This window comes from Scytonema sp. UIC 10036 (assembly GCF_009725235.1).
This window is the reverse complement of the sequence record NZ_WJFC01000029.1, coordinates 1-25,216: the sequence shown is the minus strand read 5'-3', so window position 1 is coordinate 25,216 and position 25,216 is coordinate 1. Positions and strand designations below refer to the sequence as shown.

Below are 25,216 nucleotides of genomic sequence, written 5' to 3'. Positions count from 1 at the left end.
GTCATTTGTCACTGTTAAATTGTGCTGATTTTATTTAGGACTGACATATCACGGATACGCCACCCATCGTCTACACGAATTAGCTCGTACCTGACTCGTAATTTTTCTTTATCTGACTTTCTCATTTGACCGTTTTCATAAAATTCTGTGGCTTCAGTGACGGCTGCTTCTACTGCGGCTTGGTTTTGGGAAGTTCGATTGGTTTCCAAGGATTCTACTTTTATGCTGTGGTCGTATTTTCGATAACGATTATTATCTTTTTCTCGTTGCCCCCACTGCCGCCATTTTGTGAGGGTAGGACTCACTAAAATATGCTCCAAACTAGAGAGATCGTGTTTTGAGCCAAAAGCTGCGGCTTTGATATCGAGCCAAACCCGAACAATTTCAGCTGCTTTTTCTTCTGTCAAAGACCCCGTAGGGAGTAGTGGTTTGCTGGTGGGGTCGGGAATCCGTATTGGAGGCTGGTTGAGTTGTACAGAGACTTGCTCACCTTTTAGGGATGGTGCGGGAGACAACAGATTTTTGAAAAATCCAATCGTTGTTGAAATGACAAACCACAACACAACTAAACTGGCTGCTGAGGCTAATATCATCCACAATAAGCGCAGTTGCGATCGCCGATTGCGTGTCCGACGGCGGCGAGATGAAACAGGAGTGTTTTCTGAGACATACCCTAGATGAGTGGGCTGTTTGATTTGTCTTCTGGATTGGGGAGGAGTTGTGCGGGCTGTACCATTTAAAGGTTGGTGCGTCTCTCTAGGATGGTATTCGGTATTGGGCAGTGAGCTGACAGAGACTTCTGCTGGTTTGCTGACATTGCCATAAGATTTGGGAGAGGTATAACCGGATTGAGACCAGCGTAAATTGTCTTGCCTTTCCGCTGGTGGTCTTGTTGCTGGTGGTTCTACCAATGGTGTTCTTATTGTTGGCAATTGCCTGGTGTTTTGTGTAGAACTTTTGTGGTAACCGTTCTGGTGGCGACGATTTGTTTGTGCTTGAGTGGATGGCTGTGGGTAAATCCCTGCCGATTCATAAGTTGTTTCTTCTTCTGTTGGCAGGTTTTCTAAATAAGCTTGTACACCCGGATCGGAAAAATAATCTTTCAAGGAAACTGGTTGGTCTACCAAATCTCGAAAGTGAGGAAATACGTCGTTTTGCAACCAGCGTTCTCCATAAAGACATAACCCTGGTAACAAGTCTGGAGAATCATGAGAATGTTCTCGAATAAAAGCCAGAGCTTCGTACTCTTGAGAGAGTTCTAAGACACGAGTGGCTTCCTCTGTTTGTCCTAAAAGCATGGCACAGAGAGACTGTTCTAAATGAACATCTTGACGCTGACTCAAGCGTATCAGTAACTGCTTTGCTTGACGAATTAATGCGGGTTGACGTTGGGCAAATCCTCTTGCTAGCTGGGCGTAAACTGCTAGATAAGTTGCCACTGCTGAGGGGCGCTTGCTTTCCGCTTCAAATAATTGGTGCTGTTCTGTAACTGTCAGGTAATTACGCAGTTGCTGAATAAATCTGAGAAAGTCATCAATGTTTAGCCCCGATCGATCATCTCCCGCCCCATCAATACCACCTCGCTCGTCAAGCACTTTCTGTAACAATTGCAATCCTTGAGCTCTTTCGGTTGCATTTTCTTCAGGCAATGCTAGCAGTTCTAAAATGCGATAAGGTCGCAATCTATTGAGATCGGACTTAATTTCAGCCCTACCACTAGGAAATAACCCTTCCCTCGCTAATAGTTCCTCTCCTGTTTCTAAGGAAATTGCCGCATTTTCATAGTGCCCTTGCTGCCATTGCTCGCGACCTAATTCCAAACAAGCAAGGGCAACAGTAAGAACTATATCTGGTAGTTCAACAGTGTAGTGTTCTTCGCTGTCTTCTTTGTTGACGTATCTTTTGCCCGTACCGTTTCTGTTAATTAGGTAGGGGCGACCTAGTTTTAGGACGAGTTCGTACTCTCCCAATTCTTGCAAAATTAGGAGTGCCCCCACTAATTCGTCTTGTGCAATTTCAATGCTGAGATTGAGTGACTCACCATCTCCATTGTCTTGTAGGGCAGTTTCAACAGCGACTCCCCTATCTTGATGGTTGTCAGAACCATAGGCATGAGCTAAGTATAGTTTGTCGTATGTTTTACGTTCTCTGGGATCTGATAAGACAACGTAAGCTTTCTCAATGAGTTTCTTTCTCGATGTAATTGCTGCATGGGAATACTCTCGTCGCGGCAGCTGCATAATGCGATCGCCGTATGCTTGCCGCAACTGTTCCTCACTTGCCGCCATCGGTATGCCTAAAATTCGGTAGTAATCTAGCGGAATTCGCACAGCCTACTTCCCCTGCAGCGCGATAAACATAATTTTCCTACAGCATGAGTGAATTGTAAAAACTTATCATTCTGCCAATCTAATAACATAGAACTATATGAGTGCTATTAAGCACTGTTGCCCACGCCTTCAATGATAATGTTTTGCTTTTTTTGAGACCGGGTTTCTCTTTTTAAGATTATTTTTACGATTTTTCTGTAAATGTACTGCAACCTGGTAACAACTAACAGAGAATGAGTCTTACCTTTTTTGACAGCGCTAACATGAGTGCTGTTCTGGCAGGAATCTATAGAAGTCTATATTTATTCTCTTTTCAGAGTTTATAACCAAATCATTCCTGCTGGTGATTCAGATAGATTTTCTCCAACTATATGGTGAAAGAACCCCCTTTTTTATACTTTCTCCAATAGAGAGAACCGAAGTATACCACAGTTATTCTCTCATAGCAACGAGCTCGAGAAGAATAACAATGCATGCCAGCGCCTTGTGAAATTGTTAGTAAATAGGCAGAAAACTGACTATCGAGACAGCTAATTTATAGCCAAAAGCTATAACAGCAGTAGACACTGTTTCGCTAGCTCCTGGTTGAGATGCTATCTTTTTAAAAGCTTACGCTGCATTTTGGCAAATATGCTCACATAGTAACTTTAAGATTTACGACAGGAATACCAAGAAATAATGAGCCAAGAACGCACATTACCTAAATTTGATACAGCAACCGTACAAATAACTAGAGAAGAAGGGCTAGTGTTGTACGAGGACATGGTGCTCGGACGCTTGTTTGAAGACAAGTGTGCCGAAATGTACTACAGGGGCAAAATGTTTGGTTTTGTACACCTGTATAACGGTCAAGAAGCGATTTCCACTGGTGTTATCAAGTCGATGCGACCGGGAGAAGATTTTGTTTGCAGTACCTACCGCGACCACGTTCATGCTTTGAGTGCGGGAGTACCGGCAAATGAGGTATTGGCGGAGTTATTTGGCAAAGCCACAGGATGCAGCAAAGGACGTGGTGGTTCCATGCATATGTTTTCTGCCGAACACCGTCTTTTGGGTGGATATGCTTTTGTGGCAGAAGGTATTCCCGTAGCAGCAGGAGCAGCTTTTCAGAGCAAATACCGTCGCGAGGTCTTGGGCGATGAAAATGCAGACCTTGTGACTGCTTGCTTTTTTGGAGATGGGGCTGCTAATAACGGTCAGTTTTTTGAAACCCTAAACATGGCGGCTCTGTGGAATCTACCAATTATTTTTGTTGTAGAAAATAACAAGTGGGCGATCGGTATGGCTCACGAAAGGGCGACTTCCCAACCGGAAATTTACAAGAAAGCCAGCGTGTTTAATATGGTTGGCGTGGAAGTAGACGGAATGGATGTCTTAGCCGTGCGAGCAGTAGCTCGGGAAGCCGTAGCCCGTGCGCGTGCAGGAGAAGGTCCTACCCTCATTGAGGCACTGACCTATCGTTTCCGAGGTCATTCCCTAGCCGATCCAGATGAAATGCGAAGCAAACAAGAAAAGGAATTTTGGTTCTCCCGCGACCCCATCAAGAAGTTTGCTGCTTATCTAGTTGAGCAAAACTTAGCTTCTAGCGAAGAACTCAAAGACATTGACCATAAGGTACAGCAAGTTATAGACGAAGCCGTCAAATTTGCTGAAAGCAGCCCCGAACCAAGTCCAAACGAGCTACATCGCTTTGTATTTGCTGAAGACGAGTAGTGGAAATTATGAATTATGAAGTGTGAATTATGAAATTTTTCAGCATTCAGCATTCATAATTCATAATTTTTTTTCCAAACCCTTTACAAAACTCCATTCGACTGTGCTATGATGACATAGTCGGATAAAACAAAAGGGTCGCTAACTCAACGGTAGAGTACTCGGCTTTTAACCGATTAGTTCCGGGTTCGAATCCCGGGCGACCCATAAAAGTAATAGTGTAGAGACGCGCCATGGCGCGTCTTCGCGTAAATACCATGGCACATCTTCATCTTCTGGAAAACACCAAGGCGCTTCTTGCTGTAAATACCAATCCCCCATTGCCTTAAAGATTCTTTACAGAAAGAAACGAAAATGTTGACGATTAACGAAATATCTTAAAGTTTTTCAACATAAAGATACAACACTAGTTATAATTTCCTATAAGCTTAAAATAATATTAAAAATAGCGTAATAATTTACGCTTGTCTTGCCCACTAGCTGAAAACCACATTTAGGAGGACTATCTATGGCGCTTGTATCCCTGCGACTGCTGTTAGACCACGCAGCAGAAAATGGTTACGGCATACCAGCTTACAACGTGAACAATTTGGAGCAGATCCAAGCGATTATGCTGGCTGCTCAAGAGACAGATAGCCCTGTGATTTTGCAAGCTTCTCGTGGCGCTCGTAAGTATGCTGGTGAAAACTTCTTGCGTCACCTCATTTTGGCAGCAGTGGAAACCTACCCTCATATTCCCATTACCATGCACCAGGATCATGGTAATGCACCTTCCACCTGCTACTCAGCTATTAAAAACAACTTTACCAGCGTCATGATGGATGGTTCGCTGGAAGCTGATGCTAAGACCCCCGCTAGCTACGAGTACAACGTTAACGTTACCCGCGAAGTGGTAAATGTGGCTCACTCGCTAGGTGTCAGCGTCGAAGGTGAGCTTGGTTGTTTGGGTTCTTTGGAAACCGGTATGGGTGACAAAGAAGATGGTCACGGTGCTGAGGGTAAGCTTTCCCACGACCAACTGCTGACCGATCCTGACCAAGCAGTTGACTTTGTTGAGCAAACCCAAGTCGATGCTTTGGCGGTGGCTATTGGTACCAGCCACGGTGCTTATAAGTTTACCCGCAAGCCAACTGGGGAAATTCTAGCAATCAGCCGCATTGAAGAAATTCACCGCCGTTTGCCTAACACTCACTTGGTTATGCACGGTTCTTCCTCCGTACCTGAAGATTTAATTGCACTTATTAACCAGTATGGCGGTGCAATTCCTGAAACCTATGGTGTACCCGTAGAAGAAATCCAAAAAGGTATCAAGAGCGGTGTACGTAAGGTAAATATTGACACTGATAACCGTTTGGCTATCACTGCTGCTGTACGTGAAGCTTTAGCAAAAGATCCTAAGGAATTTGACCCCCGTCATTTCCTCAAGCCTTCCATTAAATATATGCAGAAGGTTTGTAGCGATCGCTATCAGCAATTTGGTACTGCTGGCAACGCTAGCAAGATCAAGCAAGTCTCCCTTGAAGAATTTGCTGCTAAATATGCTAAGGGTGAACTCAACGCCGTCACAAAGAAAGCTGCTGTTGTCTAGTTAACAACATATAGGGAAAAAGGGACACATGCTTTGCTCGTGTCCCTACATCACTGAGGATTCTAGTATTAATAAGACTCAACTGGGTAGCGCTTAAGTTCCCCGGTTTTTTGTTTTATTTTGTACGAGAACACAAGGGTTATTCATTGCTGATGCGGGTGGTAAGAGTGCAACTGCATGAGGTACGGGGCGAGGTTCGTAACGGACTACAGACTCCCCTTGGTAAACCAAAGCAGCGCTTTGACCGGAATCTACCATGACAACATCCCGCAACCCTGCTTTTACAAGTGCAACTCCCAAAGATACAGAGTCCACCGACTCCAGAGAAACCCCGATAGTGGGTTGTTTGTTTTGATTAATGCCCCAAAAAGCCCGATGGCGGGGTATATCAAAACCATACAGACCATTAAAGGTACTCGCTTCTTGAGGCGCACCATCTTTGACCAACCATGCGGCTGCTACAAAAGCATCAGTCAAATCCGGCATTTCAGCCTTTATCCCCTCTAAAGTATTGTGCTTTGTTGAATCAAAGGGAATAAAACGCACTGAGTGAGGACTAATCAGGACTAAAGGGCGTCCGCCGATTTTTTGAATGTCCCAAGCACTACCAGGAATAAATTGTCTTGTATTCTGGCTGTAGACTGGTCCAATCATGACATTGGAGTTTAAGGATTTTAAAGAAAAGAAACCTCCATCTATGGCAGCAACAGCATTGGTGCCACTCTTATCTAAAATTTCTGCAACTTGATAGCGGCTATCCGCGTGAATGGTCATTGGTTTACCACCAGCAACCAAGACTAAGGGAATTTTGTCAATATTTACGTCGTTTTTTTGTATGGGGCTGGTAAAGTCAAACCCGATTTTCCAGCTTGGTAATTTGGGACCACCCCAAGCGTCAGCTATCACTTCTTGAATTCTAGATTGACCAAAGCGGGAAACAGCCAATAAACTTTCTGATTCACCAGCATATTTCTCGTCCGTATTACTCATTGTCAGCGCTAGCTGATAACCTGCTTCATGCACGGCATTTGCAACTTGGGCATCATATTTTCCAGCAGGATAAGTAAAGTAACGAATGGGGATACCCAAATTAGACTCAAGAATAGCTTTGGATTCTACAACTTCTTTTTTAATTTCTTCTGATGGTAGAACTGTTAAATCTAACGGGTGGCTGACGCTGTGTGAGGCAATTGTGACTAAAGGATCGGCTACCATTTCCTTAAGTTGTTCCCAACTTACATGAGTTCGACCCACATTGTTGCCGACTCCCTTGGTGTAAATTGAAAAGACAGCAGGATAGCCATACTTTTTAAGTAAAGGATAAACGTATTCGTAATGTCCCCCATAACCATCATCAAATGTTAAAAGAACAGGTTTTTCCGGGAGAGGTACTCCTGTTTGCAAGTGAGTTGTTAACTGGTCTAGAGTAATGGGGGTCATACCATTCTCTTTTAATAACTCGAAATGCGCTTCCAATTCTTCAGGAGTGACATCAAAAAAGACTTCTTTTTTTGGGAGTATATCGTGATACATTAAGATGGGGACTTTTGCTAACTTTGCCCGCTCGTGGAGGCTAATGCCATTGCTGCGATTTAGGAAGGCAAAGACATACGGTCCTAAAGACTCAATGAGAGATGTCAGCCCTATTTTGGGTTGGCTGACTACAGTAGACATAAGAGCAAAATTACTAGCCGCAAGGGAAAATTGATTGTTAATTCCTGTATCGGGGCTGCTGCAACTTTCACCAATCTCAGTAGCATTTTGAGGCTCAATGTCTTTTATAACACGCCGACGTGCAACTGCTGGTTCTGGAAAAAACGTGGAAACAGCAAACAGTCCACAAATAAGGGTATAAAATAAACTCTGTGGGCGAAGGTTAAGGAATAGGTGCTTCAAGATATCAGTATTTGTCTTTAGCTTCATAATTTTAACGAAAACAATTCTGCTTGCTGACCGTAGTTTGACTGCGATCGCTGCAACGCCTACACATTATGGCTTTTTTTTCTCAAAATACAAGGTCAAATCTTTAAAAAAGATTAAGTATAAAATAAGGCTTGTTTAAGTGTTACAAAAAAGATGAAGTATGTGAGGCTTATAGCGGTTTTTGAATTCAGGAACCGCAGCCTGTAGCAGATGCACGCAGATAAATATGTACTTCATACTGAGTTGACTGGATGGGGTAGGCAATATGTTCCTTTGGTTTTCGTTTTGTATTTGTTAAATGGATTCAGATCCCCGGCTTCTTTAAGCATACGGCTGACTAATGGGGGCTTTAAACCCCCACCAACGCGCACCACTCATTGAAATGTATCATTTCAATATAGTGGGGGACTTAGAGCCCCGGATTTTACTTAGAAGGGAACTAGGGAACAGTGAGGAACGAACTGTTAAGAGTTCCCTGTTCCCCGTTGCCTTCTTGTTAAAACATCCTCTTACCGATAATTTCTATGAGATAGAATTGTAGGATAATACCATTTTGAAAAAAGAGTGCAGTACACACAGATTTTGTAAGGGCGCAATGCCTTATGCCCCTGCTTCTAGATCTTTTGAAACACCTTGCTTCACACGAGATATGTTGCATGAACGCTGTTGATACCAACATTTTGATTTATATCAACGATACTCGCGATCCAGTTAAGTAGGGAATTGCATCTTCTCTGGTATTGTCTTTGACGGATGGCGTTTTACTTTGGCAAGTTGCGTGTGAGTATTTAGCAGTCAGTAGAAAATTAGAGCATGAGTATCAGTTACAGCATCAACCCAAAAGTTAAAATCAACAATAAACCTCTCTCAAGAGGACAGACGCTTTTATGGGAAATACCTGTAAATATCTTTTCTTTGCAAGACTCTCACAAAAATAATTCTTCCATTAGAAATGGTAATACCTATCCTGTAATCTCCTACTCTAATACGATAATTATCACCATTAGATATCAATTTCTTGATATTGCTAATTTCAGTAATGTTTTCCACATTTTCTACTTCTTCAATTACAGCTTTAATTCTTTGTAGCAATGCATCATCTCGTATCTTACCTAAATCCTTTTCAAAGCTTTTTCTAAACTCTACGTTCATGCTTTCTTATCCAAAATTTTAAAAATTGCCTCTCGGCTAACGGTTTCTGTTTCTTCACCTTCTTTGATAGCTTTTTCGAGAGCCATATCTTCAATAATCTCTGCAAATAAATCAGAAAATACATCTTTTTGTTCTTGCATTAACTCAAGGATTGCTGTCTTGAAGATATTTTTGAGTTGATTTTCATCTAGGTTAATATTAATCATGTATTTTTTAGAAGTGATTTTGATTTAATGGTAACACATTCTTGGCTATAAGTAATATAGAGTTACTTCTATACAAGATACGATCGCATCGCGATGTTTCAGCTAGAATTTTTGGAAGATTTAGAGTACTGGGTTGGTAAAGACTGTAAAATGGAGATTTATATCCTCAAAATCATCAAGGAAAAGATAAAATCTAGAGATTGGGAGTTAAATATATATGTGTAAGGATTCAGGTGTAAACAAGAGGCAAGCAGGGTTCGCTAGTGGGATGCTCTTGATGCAGGGGGAGATTAATGATTTATTAACCAAGGGGATGGATTATTAATCATATTGACAAGACCAGATAAAACTTGATTGTAACGTCCAGAAAGTTCTCGTCCGGTTTCCACATCCATATAATTGCATTTAACAGCAAATTTAATCCAAGTCCTAGCTTCGTTCGCTTCGGCTTCACAGTCAAAATCTTTTCAGCTAAGTTCTAGAAATATGCAACGCCTTCTTTAGAAGCTCCGCCTCTCTCGCTCAATCTACTTGCGAGGCTGAGCCTCTAGTAATGCATTCCCAGGTAGAACCTGGGAACGAGTGACGAGAAAGTGCTAATAGATTAAACAAAAATGCGGTGTTGCAGGCTGGGCATTTGACGGCGCACTTGTTCAATTCGCGAAGGATTAATTTCGGCGATCGCCACTCCCGGTTTTTCTCCTGCATCAGCTAAAATCACTCCCCAAGGATCGATAATCATGGCGTGTCCGTGGGTTTGACGGCGAGCATAGTTAAGCCCTGTTTGTGCTGGAGCAATGACATAGCAGGTGTTTTCAATAGCACGGGCTTGTAAGAGGACTTGCCAGTGATCTTTGCCAGTAAAGGCTGTAAAGGCAGCAGGTACAAATAAAACATCCCCATTTTTATGGGCTATGTGTCGGTAAAGTTCGGGAAAGCGGACATCATAGCAGACGGAAAGCCCTATATTACCCAGTTCTTGTGAAAAGTGGACGGGGGGAAGCTGCTCCCCTGCCATCACCGTGCTGGATTCTCGATAAGTATTGCCATCCGGAACGTTAACATCAAATAAATGGACTTTGTGGTAGCGAGCAAGTTCTTGACCGTTGGGATCGATGAGTAGGGCAGTGTTGTAAACTTTCTTGCCATCATTTACTGGAACTGGAAAGCCGCCACCTAAGAGAGTCACTTGATAGCGTTGTGCCATCGTTTTGAGAAATGTTTCCGAACCACGAGCGATCGCCGAGGCTTGAGCCATTTTTTCACTTTCCTCTCCCATATAAGGAAAATTTTCTGGCAATCCAATTAATTCAGCACCTTGGCGCACGGCTAAATCGATTAATTCCTCAGCTTGTGCCAAGTTTTTTTCCAAGTTAGGCACACTGGTCATTTGAATAGCGGCGGCTAAATAAGACTTCATAGATTTAAAACGAAATAGTAGATGTGTGTAAGAAGGGATGAAGACAAGGGAGACAAGGGAGACAAGGGAGAAGAACTCACAACCTGTGCCCAATTCCCCATTCCCAATGCCCGCTTATATGCATTATTGATGCAGGATAGTACATGATAGCTGCTAGTAAAGCTTTGTTTGACTTGAACAGTAGAATATCAAAATCTATCCCTATAGAGAAGCGCTTTCTCTAATTTAAGAGGAACTTGCCAAATTTGCAGAAATTCTATTGTTTACACATCTTAATATTGTTGGCATTAAAAGAGTAATAATTACTATATTTTTACCGAACTTAACAAATAATAGAGTATAGGAATGCTTTTTGATTGGTTGCATATCCGTAAGATGGGCAATGCTCACCACCTGAGGCTTGTAGATAGCAGAACAACTACCTACATAACTTAAAGTTTTTCATGAATAATTAGAATTATATAGAGTCTTTTGATTGACTATAATTGATATTTTCAATCATCTTGTATTGTCAAGTAACCCAACTCATAGAGAAGTTCTTTCTATGACTCTATTATCTTAAGGGGTCTTTATAACTTGCAAGTTTTGCTTGTTAGTAGTCTCTTAAATGAGCAATTTTCAATACGGTAACTAACGAAGATTCATCCTTAATTTGATAAACGATGCGGTAGTCATCTAGACTAAGTTTGTATAAAAATTCTGCACTTTCGAGATTTTTGGCTTCACTTAAACGCGGGTTGGTTGCTAATTCTTGCAGCTTCATAGCTGTCCGTCGTTGAGTTTCAGAATCTAGTTTTTTTATTTGCTCTAAAGCTCTTCGTCATCCCGATGTTCTAGCACATAAGCTCTTAATTCTTGTCTGCTCATCGCATGAAAATTTAGTTTTGTCACATTGCTACGCTTCCTGATAGATAATTTCTTGGAACTGAATCACATCTTTGTGCGGATCGGAATGAGCCGCTTTGACTAAGATTTGTTCGCCTAACTTCACAGAACGTTTGAAGAACATTGGTAACTGTAAGCCCAATTCTTCTAATAGAATCAGTGCCAAACCACTGTCTTCTCTCAGCCACATTAAAACGACTGTTTCCCAAACTGTATCTGTATTGCGGCGCAGATATTCTAAAGCCCAGTACCTGTTTGTTTGCCGCTCAACCATTGTCACTTCTTGGGTGATGGTAGATACAGACAGCATAACTTCTTTAAGTTGTTCTGCTGAGAATGGTGGCACCTCACCTCGTAAATGTGCTTTCAGTTGGAAATGGGTCAGCAAGTCACTGTAACGGCGAATGGGAGAAGTCGCTTGGGTGTATGTATCCAAACCCAAACCCGCATGGCGTACAGGGGTAATGCTCATTTCGCTCTTGGGCATACAGCGACGCATGGCACAAGCACGTACAAATCCGGCGGGGAGCTGTACCAGTTCTTGCTCTGGTGGTAACTCTGGCTGTGGTTGACCGCGAAAGGGTAAAGGGATGTTATGTTTTTGACCGTACTTAGCGGCCACTTCACCGGCAAGAATCATCATTTCAGCCACTAATTGCCGGGATTGGGAATCTTCTAAGATATCGATGCTGATATCTTCTCCCTTAACTTTAATCATTGCCTCTGGCATATTGATGCTGATGGCTCCTTGGGCATACCGCCAAGCTTTGCGCCGACTTGCCCATTGAGCGATCGCAGCAATTTCCGATTCTGCCTCTAAGCCCAAATGTAGCATTTCATCTACATCTTCATAGGTAAGGCGATAGGTTGGTTTAATTAAACTTGGATGAATGCTGTATTCTTCTACAGCTCCTGCTTCATTTAAAACAACCCCAAAACTTAGGGCGCAACAAATTTTCCCTTGCACCAAACTCATCGGTCCGGTTGCCAAGACTTCTGGGAACATGGGTATCATGCCCGTTGGTAAATAGACTGTGCTGCCTCGCTTTCTAGCTTCTAAATCCAAATCATCTTCTGGTAACAGCCAGCGTGTTGGATCGGCAATATGTACCCACAATCTTTCCCTGCCATCGGGAAGCAATTCCCAACTCACACCATCATCTATCTCAGTGGTGCTTTCATCATCAATTGTATATACCTTTAGATGTGTGAGTTCCAGACGATTAATATCTCGATCTGGTAGATGTGAGTCTAATCGCTGTTGCGCCACTTCTATTACCTTGGTAGGGAATTGTATGGGTATTGACGAACGTCGTATAAATAAGTTCTCATGCTCACTCCACCAACCCAAATCTACCAGGAGTTGAAAAGCTCCTTGGGGGGTTGCGGGACGTCCCAGTAAGTTCATTGTTTCTTGGACTGGTTGCGGTGGTGGATAAGCGCGAGCAAGACTGTCATAACTTAAACCCACACGGACAATATCTGCTATGAGTGAAGCATACTTTTCTAAAGCTTCTAGCCGATGGCGATCGTGACGCTGCCACTCTACCAACTCGCCTTTGAGGGCAAGTTCTACTCGCGTCAAAAACTCTTGCTGACCTTTAGCTTTGAGCGCTTCTACTTCGAGTTGGTGTTTTCGCTCTGCTACAGCCGCAGATGTTCGCGGCTCATAAGCGTCTCCTTTTTGCTTAAAGTATATTTTATCATCTGATAACAAGTAGTAAGCTGCGTAACTATGATGCGCTTCTGAAGAGGAAAATAGTAAATTCGCCATTTCTGCTGGAGTGGCGGTTTCCCCTGTTTCCGCAAGGAGTTCCCATGCCACTTCCAAGCTCGATGGATCTAAATACGGCTTAATTTCTGCCAAAAATTCAGGAATTTGCGAAGGCTTGTAGGTTTGTCCGCTTACTGTATAGGTAATTTGCCGGGGTGCGAGACTGTGGGATTGACCACGTTCATCCACTACAAACCAACGAGCTTTTCCGTCTGGACGGTCTACTACTCCCAAACGGCGATCGCTACCTACTCTAAATTCAACCAGCGTCCCCTTCTCCACAAGCCTCGCAATATTTTAGATTTTAGATTTTAGATTTTGGATTGAATACCTATGGTATCAAATTCCATTCTAGATTTTAGATTTTGGATTGAACACCTATGGTATCAAATTCCAAATTAACATTAGTATTTTTGGCTCTTATTTTAGATTTTTTTTTCGCCTAAACCCTTGATTTTGAGCTATGCGAACTGAGCTTTCCGGTTACACCATCTGAAAATAGGGACTAGGACTGGGGACTTGTGACTGGGAATGCAATTCCCAATCAGTCGCTGGTCACTGGTCACTGGTCACTGGTCATGTAACTAAGTAGCCAAAAATAAGGATTATTTTGAGTAATTTGGGGTAAATCGGACTGAACCGCACCCTAAATTTACGTTGTTGCTCATTTGAGCGCTCCCTTGCGGGGTATTGTTTGCCTCGACACTGCTTTTGAGCTTGTTAGTAGGTTTTGGTGTGTACTGTGTGACGCAGTCATGTTCCTGACCCGACGCTTGAGGCTGGCTAACCTCATTAAGTCATAACCCTTAAGCGGACTGAAACCCTCAACGGGTAACCTTGAAACTAGTTCAAAGTTGAGTCATGGTGGAGTCAGTAAGTCGGATTGCTCCGATTTACTCTGGATCACTCCAGTTCACTTACTCCTCACTGATTAGCCTTCTGCGTTAATAAACGGTAACAGAGCCAAAATCCTGGAGCGTTTAATCGCTAGTGTTAACTCTCGCTGTTGCTGCGCTGTAAGCCCTGTAATCCGACGCGGAAGTATCTTTCCTCGTTCGGTGATAAACTTACGCAACAAATCTACATCTTTGTAATCAATGGGTTCTCCTGGTTTTATGGGAGACAAACGACGACGATAATAGCTCATCTCTACTTAATTTCCTTGTGAACAGTGTGTTTGTTACAGTGAGTGCAGAACTTTTTCAGTTCTAGCCTGTTGGTTGTATTCCGACGGTTTTTCGTACTGGTATAACGAGAAACACCAGGAGAGCGTTTTTCTGGATTTGTACGACACTCAGTACATTCTAGTGTCACTACTATACGGACACCTTTACTCTTAGCCATAAGCTTATCAAAAAATACAGCTTGTTGAGAATTAACACAAATATCTATTGTCTCATATTACGTCGCACTTTATCAACTATTTGCTTAACTTTTATATCAAGAGAATAGCCACGACGCGAGGAAACCACCATAGTCTTTGCAAAGCGGTCATGCAAAGCTTGGCGAAATTGGGTGTCGGAAAAAGCCGCACCGCAATCAATAGCCAAAGGAACCAATAGAAGTATAGCAGTGGGATTGCGTATGATGTTACTCAAGGTGATAGAAACTAACAGCGCACTCAAACAGACGATCCCTTCTCGCCGCAAAAATGTTTGTAAATCGGGAACTCGAGCGCTTTCCATTTCTAGCACCTTGATGTCAAAGGCATAGCGCCCCAAGCTTTGCCCTTGATTGTTGTAGGGTACGATGACGCGTAAAATTGCCCAACCCACAATAAAGACGAGTATTTGAACAATTTGAACGCCGAGTTGAGAACCACCCAACAAAGAGCTGACTAACCAGACTATGAGGAAATCAACTCCAGCCGCCATACCTCGCCGTTCAAACTCAACTTTGGGAAAGTGCTTGGGGGGAACTTGCTCAATAGACATACATTTAGGTGTGTGGGTTTATTTTAATATTAATTCAAGCTAATTTTTGAGAGTCCCAGGGGGCGTCGGTCAATTCCAGAGACTGGGTGTTGTTAGGATTGAATGGTAATCTGACTGTAAACGTTGTTCCAACTCCGACTTCGCTTTCTAGCTGAATTTGACCTTGATGTAAATCCACACATTTTTTCACAATGGAAAGCCCCAATCCTGTCCCTTGGATTCGACCAACGTTACTGGCTCTATGGAAAGTTTCAAATAATCGTTGTTGGTCTTTTAATGGAATCCCAATTCCTGAATCTTGGATGCGGAAATTAGCCTGCTCGTCTTGGTAAGTTAATTCAAATTGAATAATGCCACCTTTAGGAGAATATTTGATAGCGTTTGACAGTAAGTTAGTTAGGATATGACGCAATAGATTTTCGTCCATTTCTACTGAAGTGCGTTCTCCTTGTACGCTAAAGTTTATTTGGTAATTCTCTCCAGCACTCTCTTGTAAAGTTTGTGCAAGTTCATTACAGAAATTCTCTAAATCTAAGGCTGTAGGTTGGTACTCTAATTTTCCTGCATCACTTCTGCCAAGTAACAAAACTTCGTCTAAGAGTTGCAACATTTGACGAAGAGCACTTTGAATTTGCCCAAAGTATTTCCCTTTTTGCTGCTCGGTTAATTCTTTGTTATAGGTTTCTAAAATTTCGACTGCAGTCCGAATAACAGTCATGGGATTGCGAAATTCATGAGAAACCATCGACACAAATTTAGATTTTAGGTCATTGAGTTCCCGTTCTGTTTCCCAAGCGTTCCTAATTTCTGCTTCAGCGCGTTTGCGATCGCTAATATCACGACCTTCAACAATCAACAATACCACTTTCTCTGCATTGTCTTTCAACGGTTTGAGGGAGAAATCTATCCATATTTCCGTATTATCTTTTCCACAAACTGGCTGTTCTTGACGGACAAACTCTCCACTAGCTGCTTTAGCTACAGCAGTTTTTAACCACTCGCTTGCTTCACAGCAATTCCAACGGGGGAGTTCCCAAAAAGGTTTACCCAAAGAGGTTTCTAGCTCAATGCCACATATGTCGAGAGTTGTTTTGTTAAGTTCTAAAATAATACCTTCAGGAGACAGCAGTCCCATTAACTGGAATGTTTGTTCAAAAATACCTCGAAAGCGACGCTCGCTTTCCTCCATTTTTTTTAGAACTTGTCCCCTCTCAATAGCGTAGCGGATAGCACGCCCTAAAAGTTGGGGAGTAATTTGTCCCTTAACAAGATAATCCTGCGCTCTTTTTGCCACAGCTTGTAAGGCAATTTCTTCATCATCAAAACCAGTCAGCACCACAATTGGGATATCTGGCGCGGCTGCATGAAATTCGGCAACAGTGTTTAAACCCTCAGAATCAGGGAGCGAGAGGTCTAACAAAGCTATATCAAAGCTCTGGTTGCTACAAGCATCAATGGCATCACCTAATCGCTCAAAGTGGCTGACTTGCCAGTTGTTACTGCCCAAACGAAATAGAGTTTGCTGCAACAGTTTGGCGTCGCTGGGACTATCTTCTACTAGGAGAATCTTAGTTGATGTATTGTTCATAACAATAACCTTACTTAGGTGGTAACTTAACTGCGGCTAGCCAAAAGTCATTGATCAAATGCACGATTTGCAGGAACTGGTGAATGTCAACAGGCTTGGTGATGTAGCAGTTAGCGTTTAAGTCATAAGACTTAAGTACATCTTGTTCATCTGCACTCGTTGTCAGAACCACGACAGGGATGCGTTTGAGATCGGGGTCAGCTTTAATTTCTGCGAGGACTTCTCGCCCATCTAATCCCGGAAGATTAAGGTCGAGTAAAATCAGATCTGGGCGTGTAGCTTTGGTATACTCGCCTTGGTGTCGTAAATACTCGATAGCTGTCTCGCCGTCTTCTACCCAATGTAAATTATTAGCGATACTAGTTTTACCTAAGCTTTTGATAGTGAGATTGGCATCGCTATATGAGTCTTCTACGAGCAAAATCTCAACGGGTCGCGAGTTCTGGTTATCAGTCATAGGTACTTCATTATCTTAATCTATAGGTATTATCTATTCGTCTTTTCAAATTAGGGTGGGTCTGATGAAGGGATTGTAAAGTAAAACTTTGTTCCCACTCCCATCTCAGATTCTACCCAAATGTGCCCTCCGTGATGTTCTACTATTTTTTTACAAATAGCTAAACCAATGCCAGTGCCAGAAAACTTTTTTTGGGTATGGAGTCGTTTGAAAATTTCAAAAATCCGCTCCAAATACCTTTGTTTGATCCCAATCCCATTATCACTTACACAAAATAAACATTCATTATTTTTTGTAAATTCAGCTGTTACGTGAACTTTAGGTGTTTCTGTGGTGCGAAATTTAATTGCATTGTCAATTAGATTTTGAAATAATTGTAGGAGTAAGGTTTGATCGGCACTTACAGTTGGTAAATTTTCATAAATAACGCTCGCTTGACTATCAGTAATAGAAGGTTGTAGGTGACTGACCACCTGCCGCAGTATAGCATTGCAGTCAGTGGGAGCAAAGGATCTAGTAACCGAACCAACGCGGTGGTAAATCAGCAAATCGCGAACCAAATGCTGCATCCGCGTTGACCCCTCCACAATATAATCCATATATTCTCGAATAGACGAGTTTGGAGGGTCTTGGTATTCTTGTGCTAAAAGTTGGGTGTAACCAGTAATTGCGCGTAATGGTTCTTGTAGATCGTGTGCAGCGACAAAGGCAAATCTCTCTAGTTCTTGATTGGAACGTTTTAGATGTTCCATGGTTTGTTCTAATTTTTTTTCGGTTTCTTTGCGTTCGGCGATTTCCGCAGTCAATGCTTTCGTCCGTTCTTGAACCCGAATTTCTAACTCTTCTTTAGCGTTTTTCAGCGCTTGCTCTATCTGTTTTTGCTGTGTAATGTTTTGTGTCATCGCCATTCCAGCCACCACTTCTCCCATGTCGTTCTTTACAGGAAGGGTGTATAACTTATAAACGCGATCGCAGTAGCCGACTTCTGAAACATTTGTCTCACCCAATAGCGCGGCTTGGTAGAATGGTGCGATCGCAGCAGAAGTTTCTGGTGGAAAGGCTTCCCAAATCATCTTCCCTTCCAATAGCTCTTTACTCAAACCAATTTCCAGTAAATCCGCACCTTCAACCAGAGTCAAGCGTAAATCTCGGTCAAACAACAAAACAGCACCATTGGGAAAATTGCTTGCCAGGGTGCGGTAAAGTTCCTCACGACTTCGGAGTGTTTGTTCTGCCTTCTTGCGTTCGGTAATGTCCGTACAAGCACCAACCCACTCTCGAACACTGCCATCTGAGTTAAAAACGGGAATTCCTCGTGTTACGTAGTCCCGATACTTTCCATCTTTTGTTCGCAATCGAAACTCAGCAACATAAAAACTTTTACTTGCAACAGCATTCATCCAAATTTGTTGCAATTGTGCTTTGTCATCAGGATGAACCGTGTTCAGCCATCCCTGTCCCTTAATCTCTTCTGGAGTTTGCCCTGTAATTTCCTGCCAACCAGGAGTTGTAGAAATGGCTTCACCTTCAGAATTGGCAATCCAAGTCACTTGAGCAGTGGCGGCAACGAGGGAACGATAGCGCTCTTCGCTGTCATGAAGCGCTTTTGACCAACGTTGGCGTTCTAAAATTTCCAGTTGCAGTTGCTCTAAAGTCTGCTTTAACTCTTGAGTAAGTTCCTCCACTTGTCCTTCTAATTCAAGCATAGCCTTTTGTAGCGCTTCTTCAGCTAGCTTGCGATCTGATTCTAGGAGTTTGCGTTCTTCTAACACGGCTTTCCGTATGCGAAATCCCCTGCTAAGCAGAAAAAACACCCCAAACAGAAGACTGAAAACCAGCGAGTATTCCATAATAGCAACATTAGAGGATTGACTGACTCCACCAAATAGCTGCAATCCCAAAGCAAAACTATCTGTAAGAATTCTTTCAGACGCTCCTTCCATCTTGAATTACCATGTATAATAACAAACTTGATAACCTCCGAATCGGTTTACCAGTTTACCCTGATAACTCCTCAACGAATCATGCTTCCTTCTCAATTAAAATCGAAGGTACAGAATCAGAGGCGATCCCATGCTTTCAGTAAGTAATGCAGAAGCTACTATTCTACAGTTGATACAACCTTTAGATAGCCATATAAATACGGAAGTTATAGATTTATTAACAGCAAGCGGTCGCATTCTGGCGTCTCCAGTCACGAGTCAACTGGATTTTCCTCATTGGGATAACTCGGCAATGGATGGTTACGCAGTCAGATACGAAGATGTGCGGGACTGTAACGAGGAAAAACCAGTTGTATTAGAGATTATCGAAGAAATTTCTGCCGGGGTTCAGCCCAAGTCTATCATTCAATCGGGGAAAGCCGCACGGATTTTGACCGGAGCAATTATGCCTGTTGGGGCAGATACAGTTGTGATGCAGGAACGAACTCGCCGCGAGGAAAACCAAGTTTTTATTCTCGCAACCCCAAAACCAAAAGAATTTGTTAGGCAGCAAGCATCGTACTATAAAGCTGGGTCGCCATTGCTACCTTCGGGAATTGTGTTAAACGCTCAAGAAATCGCGGTTTTGGCGGCTGTTCAATGCACAAAATTAAAAGTTTTCCGCCGTCCTCGTGTAGCAATTTTGTCTACTGGGGATGAACTGGTGACACCTGAAACACCATTGCAAGCAGGTCAAATTGTAGATTCAAATCAATATGCCATAGCAGCTTTAGTTCAACAGATGGGCGCTGAAGCAATTATGTTAGGCATTGTGAGAGATGAACCAACTGCCCTTGAGGAAGCGATCGCTTATGCTCTTACTCAAGCCGATATCATTATCTCTTCAGGAGGTGTCTCAGTAGGAGACTACGACTATGTGGAACAAATACTAGAGTCTTTAGGGGGAAAAATACACGTTCGTTCTGTAGCCATGAAACCCGGTAAACCCCTCACCGTCGCCACCTTCCCTCCTTCTTCCCCTTCCCACTCCCCAATATACTTTGGCTTACCGGGAAATCCCGCCGCCGTCTTAGTGACATTTTGGCGATTTGTGCAACCCGCCATCAAAAAGCTTTCCGGGCTAGCTGAAGGTTGGGAACCAAAGTTTATTAAAGCACGTGCATCTCAAGAGTTACGTTCTGATGGCAAACGTGAAACTTACGTTTGGGGTCAAATGCGTTTGAGCGATGGCATTTACTACTTTTATCCAGCAAGCGGCGTCCAAAATTCTGGGAACCTGATTAATTTGGCTCAAACAAATAGTCTAGCTGTTTTGCCAGTGGGGAAAACACTTGTTGCTACTGGTGAAGAGGTTCACGTCTTGATTCAGTGAGCAGTAACCTGCAATCGATCTCTCGTTCCCATGCAGAGCATGGGAATGCAGTTAAAGGAGGCTCCGCCTCCAGTCATTCTCAAAGTTTAGGGATTGCTATTATATTCATGTAGCGATAGGGATAGCGATATTCCCAGTGGAAAAAGTGGCGGGGATCGCTTGATTTATCAGTTGTTTTCGCCTCAGTGTGTTTTGTTACTGTTGATTTACGCAAAGTCCGATCGCGCAGATGTGGCTGCGGAAGAAATCGAAGCTGCGAGTCAACTACCCACACTGACAGCCTTCGGGGTACAGTGTGGGCTTGCCGAAAACCTGAACTTGGTTCAGGCTTCCAATAGGCAGGGGTAAAATTTTTAACTCATGTAGGTGGGTTTTGTCTGCATAGCGGCGACTTTTAGTCGCCAAAGCTTTACGACGAGTGCGCGAGCTTCCTCCTCATCTAGCATTCCTCCATCTTTGATGGCGCACTTGTTTTTCTTGAGAAAGGGGAGATGCCATTTGTAAAACCTTTTCCAACAACCAAGGTGCAAGACGATCGCACCACACAGCAATATGACTTTGCCAGCCTACCAAGATTTCAGGTGAATCTCTTTGTAAACCTCTAACAAGTGCTTGAGCCACCTGTTCGGGAGTCATCGGTATAACCCAGCGAAACCACTCTAAATCTTTCACCATATCAGTGTCAGTTAAAGATGGCAATAAAGCAACAACCCGAATATTGTATGGTGCTAGCTCACCCCGCAAAGCCTGAGTGAAGCCTAGAATTGCAAATTTTGTAGCTGAATAGGTTGCCATTGTTGGTGCAGCCACTTTACCCATCAGACTAGAAACGTTAATAATAGTCCCCGAACGTTGTACTGCCATGCGTCGGGCTACCAGACGAGTCATGGTATACATACCTATGAGATTTACAGATATTTCTGCTTGCACTTTAGAAAATCGAGAGTTGAGAAAGGGCGTTTGATGGGCTACTCCAGCACAATTGACAAGCACATCAATAGGTCCGTGATTCCGCCAAGCTTGAGCGATCGCAATATTCACTTCCACAACTTGAGATAAATCTAGAGCCATGGCATATGTTTTCACACCAAGCATTTCTATTTCAGAAGCCACTTCAGCCAATCGAGTCGCATCTCTAGCCACCAAGAGCAAGGATTTGGCTCCTTGCTTTGCAAATTCAATAGCGATCGCTCGTCCAATGCCTCGTGAGGCTCCAGTAATCAGAACTGTTTTGCCTTGAATATTCATAGTTAAAACCTACAAAGTTAAAATCTCACTCCCGTTAGTGCCTGCTTTGTAACTTGAATAATTTTGTCAAAGAATGCACGTGTGGGAGATAGAGATAGAAAATACTTGCAATCGGGATATCAGTTGCATAAAACCTAAGAGAAATCTTGCTAGGTTTATCGCATTCATTTTGAGGATCTGTCACCTCGTTCCCAGCCTGAGGCTGGGAATGCCTTACTAGAGGCTCCGCCTCCTGTGCTCTACTACAGAGTGCGAGGCGGAGCCTCGCGATCTGCATTCCCAGGTAGAACCTGGGAACGAGAGTGGGGGTCTGTTTAGCGCGAGAACGCAACTACGAACTTAAATGAATAGCCCCCAATTTAAACTTGACAAAGCACTCGTCAGACGGCCTTAAAATTTGAGTTGGAAAGGTAATATGTCAGGATTAAGCTAGGAATTTTTTAACTTGCATCACTTACCCTAACTATTAGTGGGTTGGGCGTCCTCGCTCGCCCTCTCTGGAATGAACGGGCGGAGACTCCCGTTCCACAAGACAATGACCATGGATAACACCTCTGTTAAATACGAGTATTTACCAGAACCAACTACATAGGGATACGGTAGCAAAGGGATTAACTATCAGCAACATTTCTTAATAAAAATCTTTGACTGTTACATAATTTCATGAAGCTCTCACAATGAATTAAAGAGCAATAACGATCTATTCTGGGTTGTAGCAACCTCTAAATAAAGAATGGCTAAACCGTGAAAAAACTTATTAATAAACCTGAAGACTTTGTCCGCGAAAGTTTAGAAGGAATGGCTGCAGCCCATCCCGATTTCATCAGGGTTGACTATGACCCTACTTTTGTCTACAGAGCAGATGCACCCGTACCGGGGAAAGTCGCTATGATTTCTGGTGGAGGTAGCGGTCACGAACCAATGCACGCAGGGTTTGTGGGTATGGGAATGTTAGACGCTGCTTGTCCTGGTGAGGTTTTTACTTCTCCTACCCCCGACCAAATGTTGGCAGCTGCGAAGAAAGTTGATGGAGGGGCTGGTATCGTTTACATTGTGAAGAACTACAGTGGCGATATCATGAATTTTGAAATGGCTACGGAGTTAGCCCGGAGTGAGGGTATCCAAGTGCTAAATATTCTTATAGATGATGATGTAGCAGTTAAAGATAGCTTATATACTCAGGGACGCCGGGGTGTGGGGACAACTGTACTTGCAGAAAAAATTGGTGGTGCGGCGGCACAACAAGGATACGATTTGCAAAAAGTTGTAGATTTATGTCGTCAAGTAAATTTGAATGGTCGTAGTATGGGGATCGCACTGAGTTCTTGCACTGTTCCTGCTAAAGGGACACCAACTTTTGAACTGGGCGATCGCGAAATAGAAATGGGTATTGGTATCCATGGCGAACCCGGAAGAGAGCGCAGAGCTTTTGCATCCGTAGATGAGATCGCAGAAATGCTGGCGATATCTATTATTGAGGATAAGCCTTACAGCCGTACAGTGCGGGAATGGGATGAAGAGAAAGGTGAATGGATAGATGTGGAACTCATCGATCCCAGTTTTCAGAACGGGGATCGCGTTCTAGCTTTTGTCAATGGTATGGGTGGGACTCCCCTCAGCGAACTGTATATTGTTTATCGCAAACTCGAGGAAGTCTGTAAAAAGAAGGGATTGCATATTGTACGCAACCTGATTGGCTCTTATATCACTTCTTTAGAGATGCAAGGGTGTTCCATTACTTTATTAAAACTTAATGATGAGATGGTTCGGTTATGGGATGCACCTGTAAAAACACCAAGTTTGCGGTGGGGAGTTTGAGCTATGGTTACAAAAGAGCAGATTTTAGAGTGGTTGCAGCACTTTACTGATGAGATAGAGAAAAATAAGGATTATTTGACAGAATTAGATGCGGCAATTGGTGATGCTGACCATGGTATTAACATGGATCGTGGATTTAAAAAAGTGATAAGTCAGTTGCCAACAGTAGCAGATAAGGATATTGGTAGTCTTTTGAAAACCGTTAGCATGACCCTCATTTCGTCAGTTGGCGGTGCGAGTGGTCCCCTATATGGCACTCTCTTTTTAAGAGCAAGTACAGCTGTCACTGGCAAAGAGGAACTTAGCGATCGCGATCTGTTGGCAATGTTGCAAGCAGGTTTAGATGGTGTTGTTCAAAGAGGTAAGGCGCAATTGGGAGACAAAACAATGCTAGATGTACTCTCTCCCGCTATCGCTGCTTTTCAACAAGCTATAAGTGAAGGGAAGAATTCTATCCAAGGAATGCAGGAAGCTGTCGCTGCCGGTGAACGGGGAATGGGTGACACAACTCCCATGCTCGCTAAAAAAGGACGGGCTAGTTATTTGGGAGAGCGAAGTGTGGGACATCAAGACCCAGGAGCTACTTCATCTTACTTAATGTTAAAGAGTTTGTATGAAGTACTGAAAAGTTCTGATGCATGAAATAAAAGCTAGCAGCTATAACTGTTTAATATAGCATAGATTGAACCGCTAGATACCGCAGTTTGTAGCGGATGGAGGCAGGTAAATTTTGTTATTTCTTAGCCAGGTAAATTTTGCTGGCTTCATTTCGATTGATGAGCCTTTTTTGCGTTTTAATGCTGTCTAAAATCACCATCAAAACCATTTCCGTTTCTTTTGCTATATTTTTCGCTAATAAATGATAATTTTTTTGACTTTTAATAACATTCATAGAGTTTTCCCAGAAAAATTGTTGCATATATTGTTAAATGTCTATTGCAATTTGCCTTCTTGCTTAGATAGAAAAATTTTTCTTAGTATATAAGATGACAAAAATCTGCCAATACTCATATCGTAAAATTGCGGAAAATCTCTATTGACAGAATAGCTCTCTTATAGAAAGAATATGAACTTCACCCAAAGACGCAAAGACTTCAAAAAAAGCTTTGCGTCTTTGGGCCTTAGCGTGAGATTTAAATAACATGAATTCTATAGTCTCAAGGTCTGAAATTATGACTGACTCTCAACCTCCCCTTCCAGAACCACAATTAATACCTAGTGGTATCACTCACGAACAATACAAACATTACGTACCAGAAAAATTAGAATTTAGAAATGGGTACTTGGGTGACCCCGAACAAGACCATATAGGATTTCAGCTAGCTGTTCTGACCAATATGGGATTAGTGAAAGCAATCTACAGTGTAGAAGCGTTTCTGTGGATAGAAGCGTTGGAACTTTATTTAAGGAAAAAGTTAGAAATCGTCGATGCCGATCCAGACGTGTATGAGGTACTGCTCGAACGTCTGAATCGGGCGATGGAAGATTTAACTGTGGTAGCTCAGTATCTAGAAGATTAATTTCGCATGCATCTTGGTGCAATTGGGTGCATTTTTCATGAATAATTCAGGTTTTCTAATAATCCTTGTTAATATCAACAAGGATTAAAAATTTAATAACATCAGTGAGCCGTGACCAGTGGCTGGAGGCAGAATGCCGTCTACACGGTAAGATGGAAACATGAGCGGGTAAGATGCCCCACAGTTGTCACAACTGGTGGTAACCAGTTTCTAAAATTTTACGCATTTCTACGGTACATTCTTAGAGAAGAAATGTGAGACCTTATATTTAAGTAAACCCTGACATAAATTAGAAATATTTTTCTTTTCGAGAAACAACCAAAAAATCTATCAATATATTAATAA

The 25,216-nt window shown here is 42.7% G+C and carries 23 protein-coding genes, 1 tRNA gene and 2 pseudogenes; 10 read left to right on the top strand and 16 right to left on the bottom strand.

All coding sequences use genetic code 11. The features are described from left to right. Window positions 1–14: 14 nt before the first annotated feature. Window positions 15–2,330 (bottom strand): IMS domain-containing protein, encoded by a 2,316-nt coding sequence (locus F7734_RS15910; RefSeq protein ID WP_166481938.1) that lies wholly within the window; start codon window positions 2,328–2,330, stop codon window positions 15–17. Between the two features lie 678 nt (window positions 2,331–3,008). Here F7734_RS15910 and pdhA point away from each other — a divergent pair. The 3 genes from pdhA to fba all read left to right on the top strand — a co-directional run bounded on the left by pdhA (window position 3,009) and on the right by fba (window position 5,631). Beyond that, window positions 3,009–4,043 carry a pyruvate dehydrogenase (acetyl-transferring) E1 component subunit alpha gene (gene pdhA / locus F7734_RS15905; RefSeq protein WP_155745622.1) on the top strand — a complete coding sequence of 345 codons (1,035 nt, stop codon included), beginning with the start codon at window positions 3,009–3,011 and terminating at the stop codon, window positions 4,041–4,043. 135 nt (window positions 4,044–4,178) lie between these two features. Beyond that, window positions 4,179–4,250, top strand: a tRNA-Lys gene (locus F7734_RS15900). Window positions 4,251–4,551: 301 nt separating this feature from the next. Beyond that, window positions 4,552–5,631 carry a class II fructose-bisphosphate aldolase gene (fba, locus tag F7734_RS15895; RefSeq protein ID WP_155745621.1) on the top strand — a complete coding sequence of 360 codons (1,080 nt, stop codon included), beginning with the start codon at window positions 4,552–4,554 and terminating at the stop codon, window positions 5,629–5,631. A 93-nt stretch (window positions 5,632–5,724) separates the two neighbouring features. Here the strand turns inward: fba and F7734_RS15890 are convergent, their stop codons facing one another. The 3 genes from F7734_RS15890 to F7734_RS15880 all read right to left on the bottom strand — a co-directional run bounded on the left by F7734_RS15890 (window position 5,725) and on the right by F7734_RS15880 (window position 8,912). Then, a complete protein-coding gene (locus F7734_RS15890; RefSeq protein WP_155745620.1) occupies window positions 5,725–7,554 on the bottom strand; it encodes a polysaccharide deacetylase family protein in 1,830 nt (609 codons plus the stop codon). Window positions 7,555–8,439: 885 nt separating this feature from the next. Further along, window positions 8,440–8,706 (bottom strand): type II toxin-antitoxin system RelE/ParE family toxin, encoded by a 267-nt coding sequence (locus F7734_RS15885; RefSeq protein WP_155745619.1) that lies wholly within the window; start codon window positions 8,704–8,706, stop codon window positions 8,440–8,442. Next, window positions 8,703–8,912: a hypothetical protein gene (locus F7734_RS15880; protein WP_155745618.1), complete on the bottom strand. Its 210-nt coding sequence runs from the start codon at window positions 8,910–8,912 to the stop codon at window positions 8,703–8,705. The genes F7734_RS15885 and F7734_RS15880 overlap by 4 nt, the downstream gene beginning before the upstream one ends. Before the next feature lie 93 nt (window positions 8,913–9,005). Between F7734_RS15880 and F7734_RS65315 the strand changes: the two genes are divergently transcribed. Beyond that, window positions 9,006–9,137 carry a hypothetical protein gene (locus tag F7734_RS65315; protein ID WP_279239725.1) on the top strand — a complete coding sequence of 44 codons (132 nt, stop codon included), beginning with the start codon at window positions 9,006–9,008 and terminating at the stop codon, window positions 9,135–9,137. A 65-nt stretch (window positions 9,138–9,202) separates the two neighbouring features. On the opposite strand, the pseudogene F7734_RS15875 reads toward F7734_RS65315, so the two are convergent. Next, window positions 9,203–9,370, bottom strand: a pseudogene (locus F7734_RS15875) (four helix bundle protein); the annotation flags it as partial. A 146-nt stretch (window positions 9,371–9,516) separates the two neighbouring features. After that, window positions 9,517–10,332, bottom strand: coding sequence for a carbon-nitrogen hydrolase family protein (locus F7734_RS15870; protein ID WP_155745617.1), 816 nt, complete (start codon window positions 10,330–10,332; stop codon window positions 9,517–9,519). A gap of 21 nt (window positions 10,333–10,353) precedes the next feature. Between F7734_RS15870 and F7734_RS65310 the strand changes: the two genes are divergently transcribed. Next, window positions 10,354–10,479: a hypothetical protein gene (locus F7734_RS65310; protein WP_279239724.1), complete on the top strand. Its 126-nt coding sequence runs from the start codon at window positions 10,354–10,356 to the stop codon at window positions 10,477–10,479. Window positions 10,480–10,924: 445 nt separating this feature from the next. Here F7734_RS65310 and F7734_RS15865 read toward each other — a convergent pair. The 8 genes and pseudogenes from F7734_RS15865 to F7734_RS15830 form a co-directional block, all read right to left on the bottom strand. Next, window positions 10,925–11,140: pseudogene (locus F7734_RS15865) on the bottom strand (type II toxin-antitoxin system RelE/ParE family toxin); the annotation flags it as partial. Window positions 11,141–11,227: 87 nt separating this feature from the next. After that, entirely contained in the window at window positions 11,228–13,273 is a 2,046-nt protein-coding gene (locus tag F7734_RS15860; protein ID WP_166481937.1) for a ribonuclease R family protein, read from the bottom strand. 649 nt (window positions 13,274–13,922) lie between these two features. Continuing rightward, window positions 13,923–14,138: a 30S ribosomal protein S18 gene (rpsR, locus tag F7734_RS15855; RefSeq protein WP_038088818.1), complete on the bottom strand. Its 216-nt coding sequence runs from the start codon at window positions 14,136–14,138 to the stop codon at window positions 13,923–13,925. Between the two features lie 2 nt (window positions 14,139–14,140). Further along, window positions 14,141–14,335, bottom strand: coding sequence for a 50S ribosomal protein L33 (gene rpmG / locus F7734_RS15850; protein WP_155745615.1), 195 nt, complete (start codon window positions 14,333–14,335; stop codon window positions 14,141–14,143). A gap of 44 nt (window positions 14,336–14,379) precedes the next feature. Beyond that, entirely contained in the window at window positions 14,380–14,925 is a 546-nt protein-coding gene (locus F7734_RS15845; RefSeq protein ID WP_155745614.1) for an RDD family protein, read from the bottom strand. 34 nt (window positions 14,926–14,959) lie between these two features. After that, window positions 14,960–16,513 carry an ATP-binding protein gene (locus tag F7734_RS15840; RefSeq protein ID WP_155745613.1) on the bottom strand — a complete coding sequence of 518 codons (1,554 nt, stop codon included), beginning with the start codon at window positions 16,511–16,513 and terminating at the stop codon, window positions 14,960–14,962. A gap of 10 nt (window positions 16,514–16,523) precedes the next feature. Then, a complete protein-coding gene (locus F7734_RS15835) occupies window positions 16,524–16,970 on the bottom strand; it encodes a response regulator (RefSeq protein ID WP_155745612.1) in 447 nt (148 codons plus the stop codon). Window positions 16,971–17,020: 50 nt separating this feature from the next. Beyond that, entirely contained in the window at window positions 17,021–18,913 is a 1,893-nt protein-coding gene (locus F7734_RS15830) for a PAS domain S-box protein (RefSeq protein ID WP_155745611.1), read from the bottom strand. A gap of 130 nt (window positions 18,914–19,043) precedes the next feature. On the opposite strand from F7734_RS15830, the gene glp reads away from it, so the two are divergent. Together glp and F7734_RS62025 are read left to right on the top strand one after the other, a co-directional pair. Beyond that, window positions 19,044–20,285 (top strand): gephyrin-like molybdotransferase Glp, encoded by a 1,242-nt coding sequence (gene glp / locus F7734_RS15825; protein ID WP_155745610.1) that lies wholly within the window; start codon window positions 19,044–19,046, stop codon window positions 20,283–20,285. Window positions 20,286–20,378: 93 nt separating this feature from the next. Then, on the top strand, window positions 20,379–20,633 hold the full coding sequence (locus F7734_RS62025; protein ID WP_207714112.1) for a hypothetical protein: 255 nt from the start codon (window positions 20,379–20,381) through the stop codon (window positions 20,631–20,633). Window positions 20,634–20,720: 87 nt separating this feature from the next. Here the strand turns inward: F7734_RS62025 and F7734_RS15815 are convergent, their stop codons facing one another. Next, window positions 20,721–21,533 carry an SDR family NAD(P)-dependent oxidoreductase gene (locus F7734_RS15815; protein ID WP_155745609.1) on the bottom strand — a complete coding sequence of 271 codons (813 nt, stop codon included), beginning with the start codon at window positions 21,531–21,533 and terminating at the stop codon, window positions 20,721–20,723. Window positions 21,534–22,277: 744 nt separating this feature from the next. On the opposite strand from F7734_RS15815, the gene dhaK reads away from it, so the two are divergent. Together dhaK and dhaL are read left to right on the top strand one after the other, a co-directional pair. After that, window positions 22,278–23,351 carry a dihydroxyacetone kinase subunit DhaK gene (gene dhaK / locus F7734_RS15810; protein WP_166481936.1) on the top strand — a complete coding sequence of 358 codons (1,074 nt, stop codon included), beginning with the start codon at window positions 22,278–22,280 and terminating at the stop codon, window positions 23,349–23,351. A 3-nt stretch (window positions 23,352–23,354) separates the two neighbouring features. Then, a complete protein-coding gene (dhaL, locus tag F7734_RS15805) occupies window positions 23,355–23,993 on the top strand; it encodes a dihydroxyacetone kinase subunit DhaL (protein ID WP_155745608.1) in 639 nt (212 codons plus the stop codon). Between the two features lie 91 nt (window positions 23,994–24,084). Here dhaL and F7734_RS15800 read toward each other — a convergent pair whose 3' ends face one another. After that, window positions 24,085–24,243, bottom strand: a complete 159-nt coding sequence (locus F7734_RS15800) for a hypothetical protein (protein WP_155745607.1) — start codon at window positions 24,241–24,243, stop codon at window positions 24,085–24,087. Between the two features lie 280 nt (window positions 24,244–24,523). Here F7734_RS15800 and F7734_RS15795 point away from each other — a divergent pair, with 280 nt between their 5' ends. Next, a complete protein-coding gene (locus F7734_RS15795; protein ID WP_155745606.1) occupies window positions 24,524–24,871 on the top strand; it encodes a hypothetical protein in 348 nt (115 codons plus the stop codon). Window positions 24,872–25,216 lie beyond the last annotated feature (345 nt).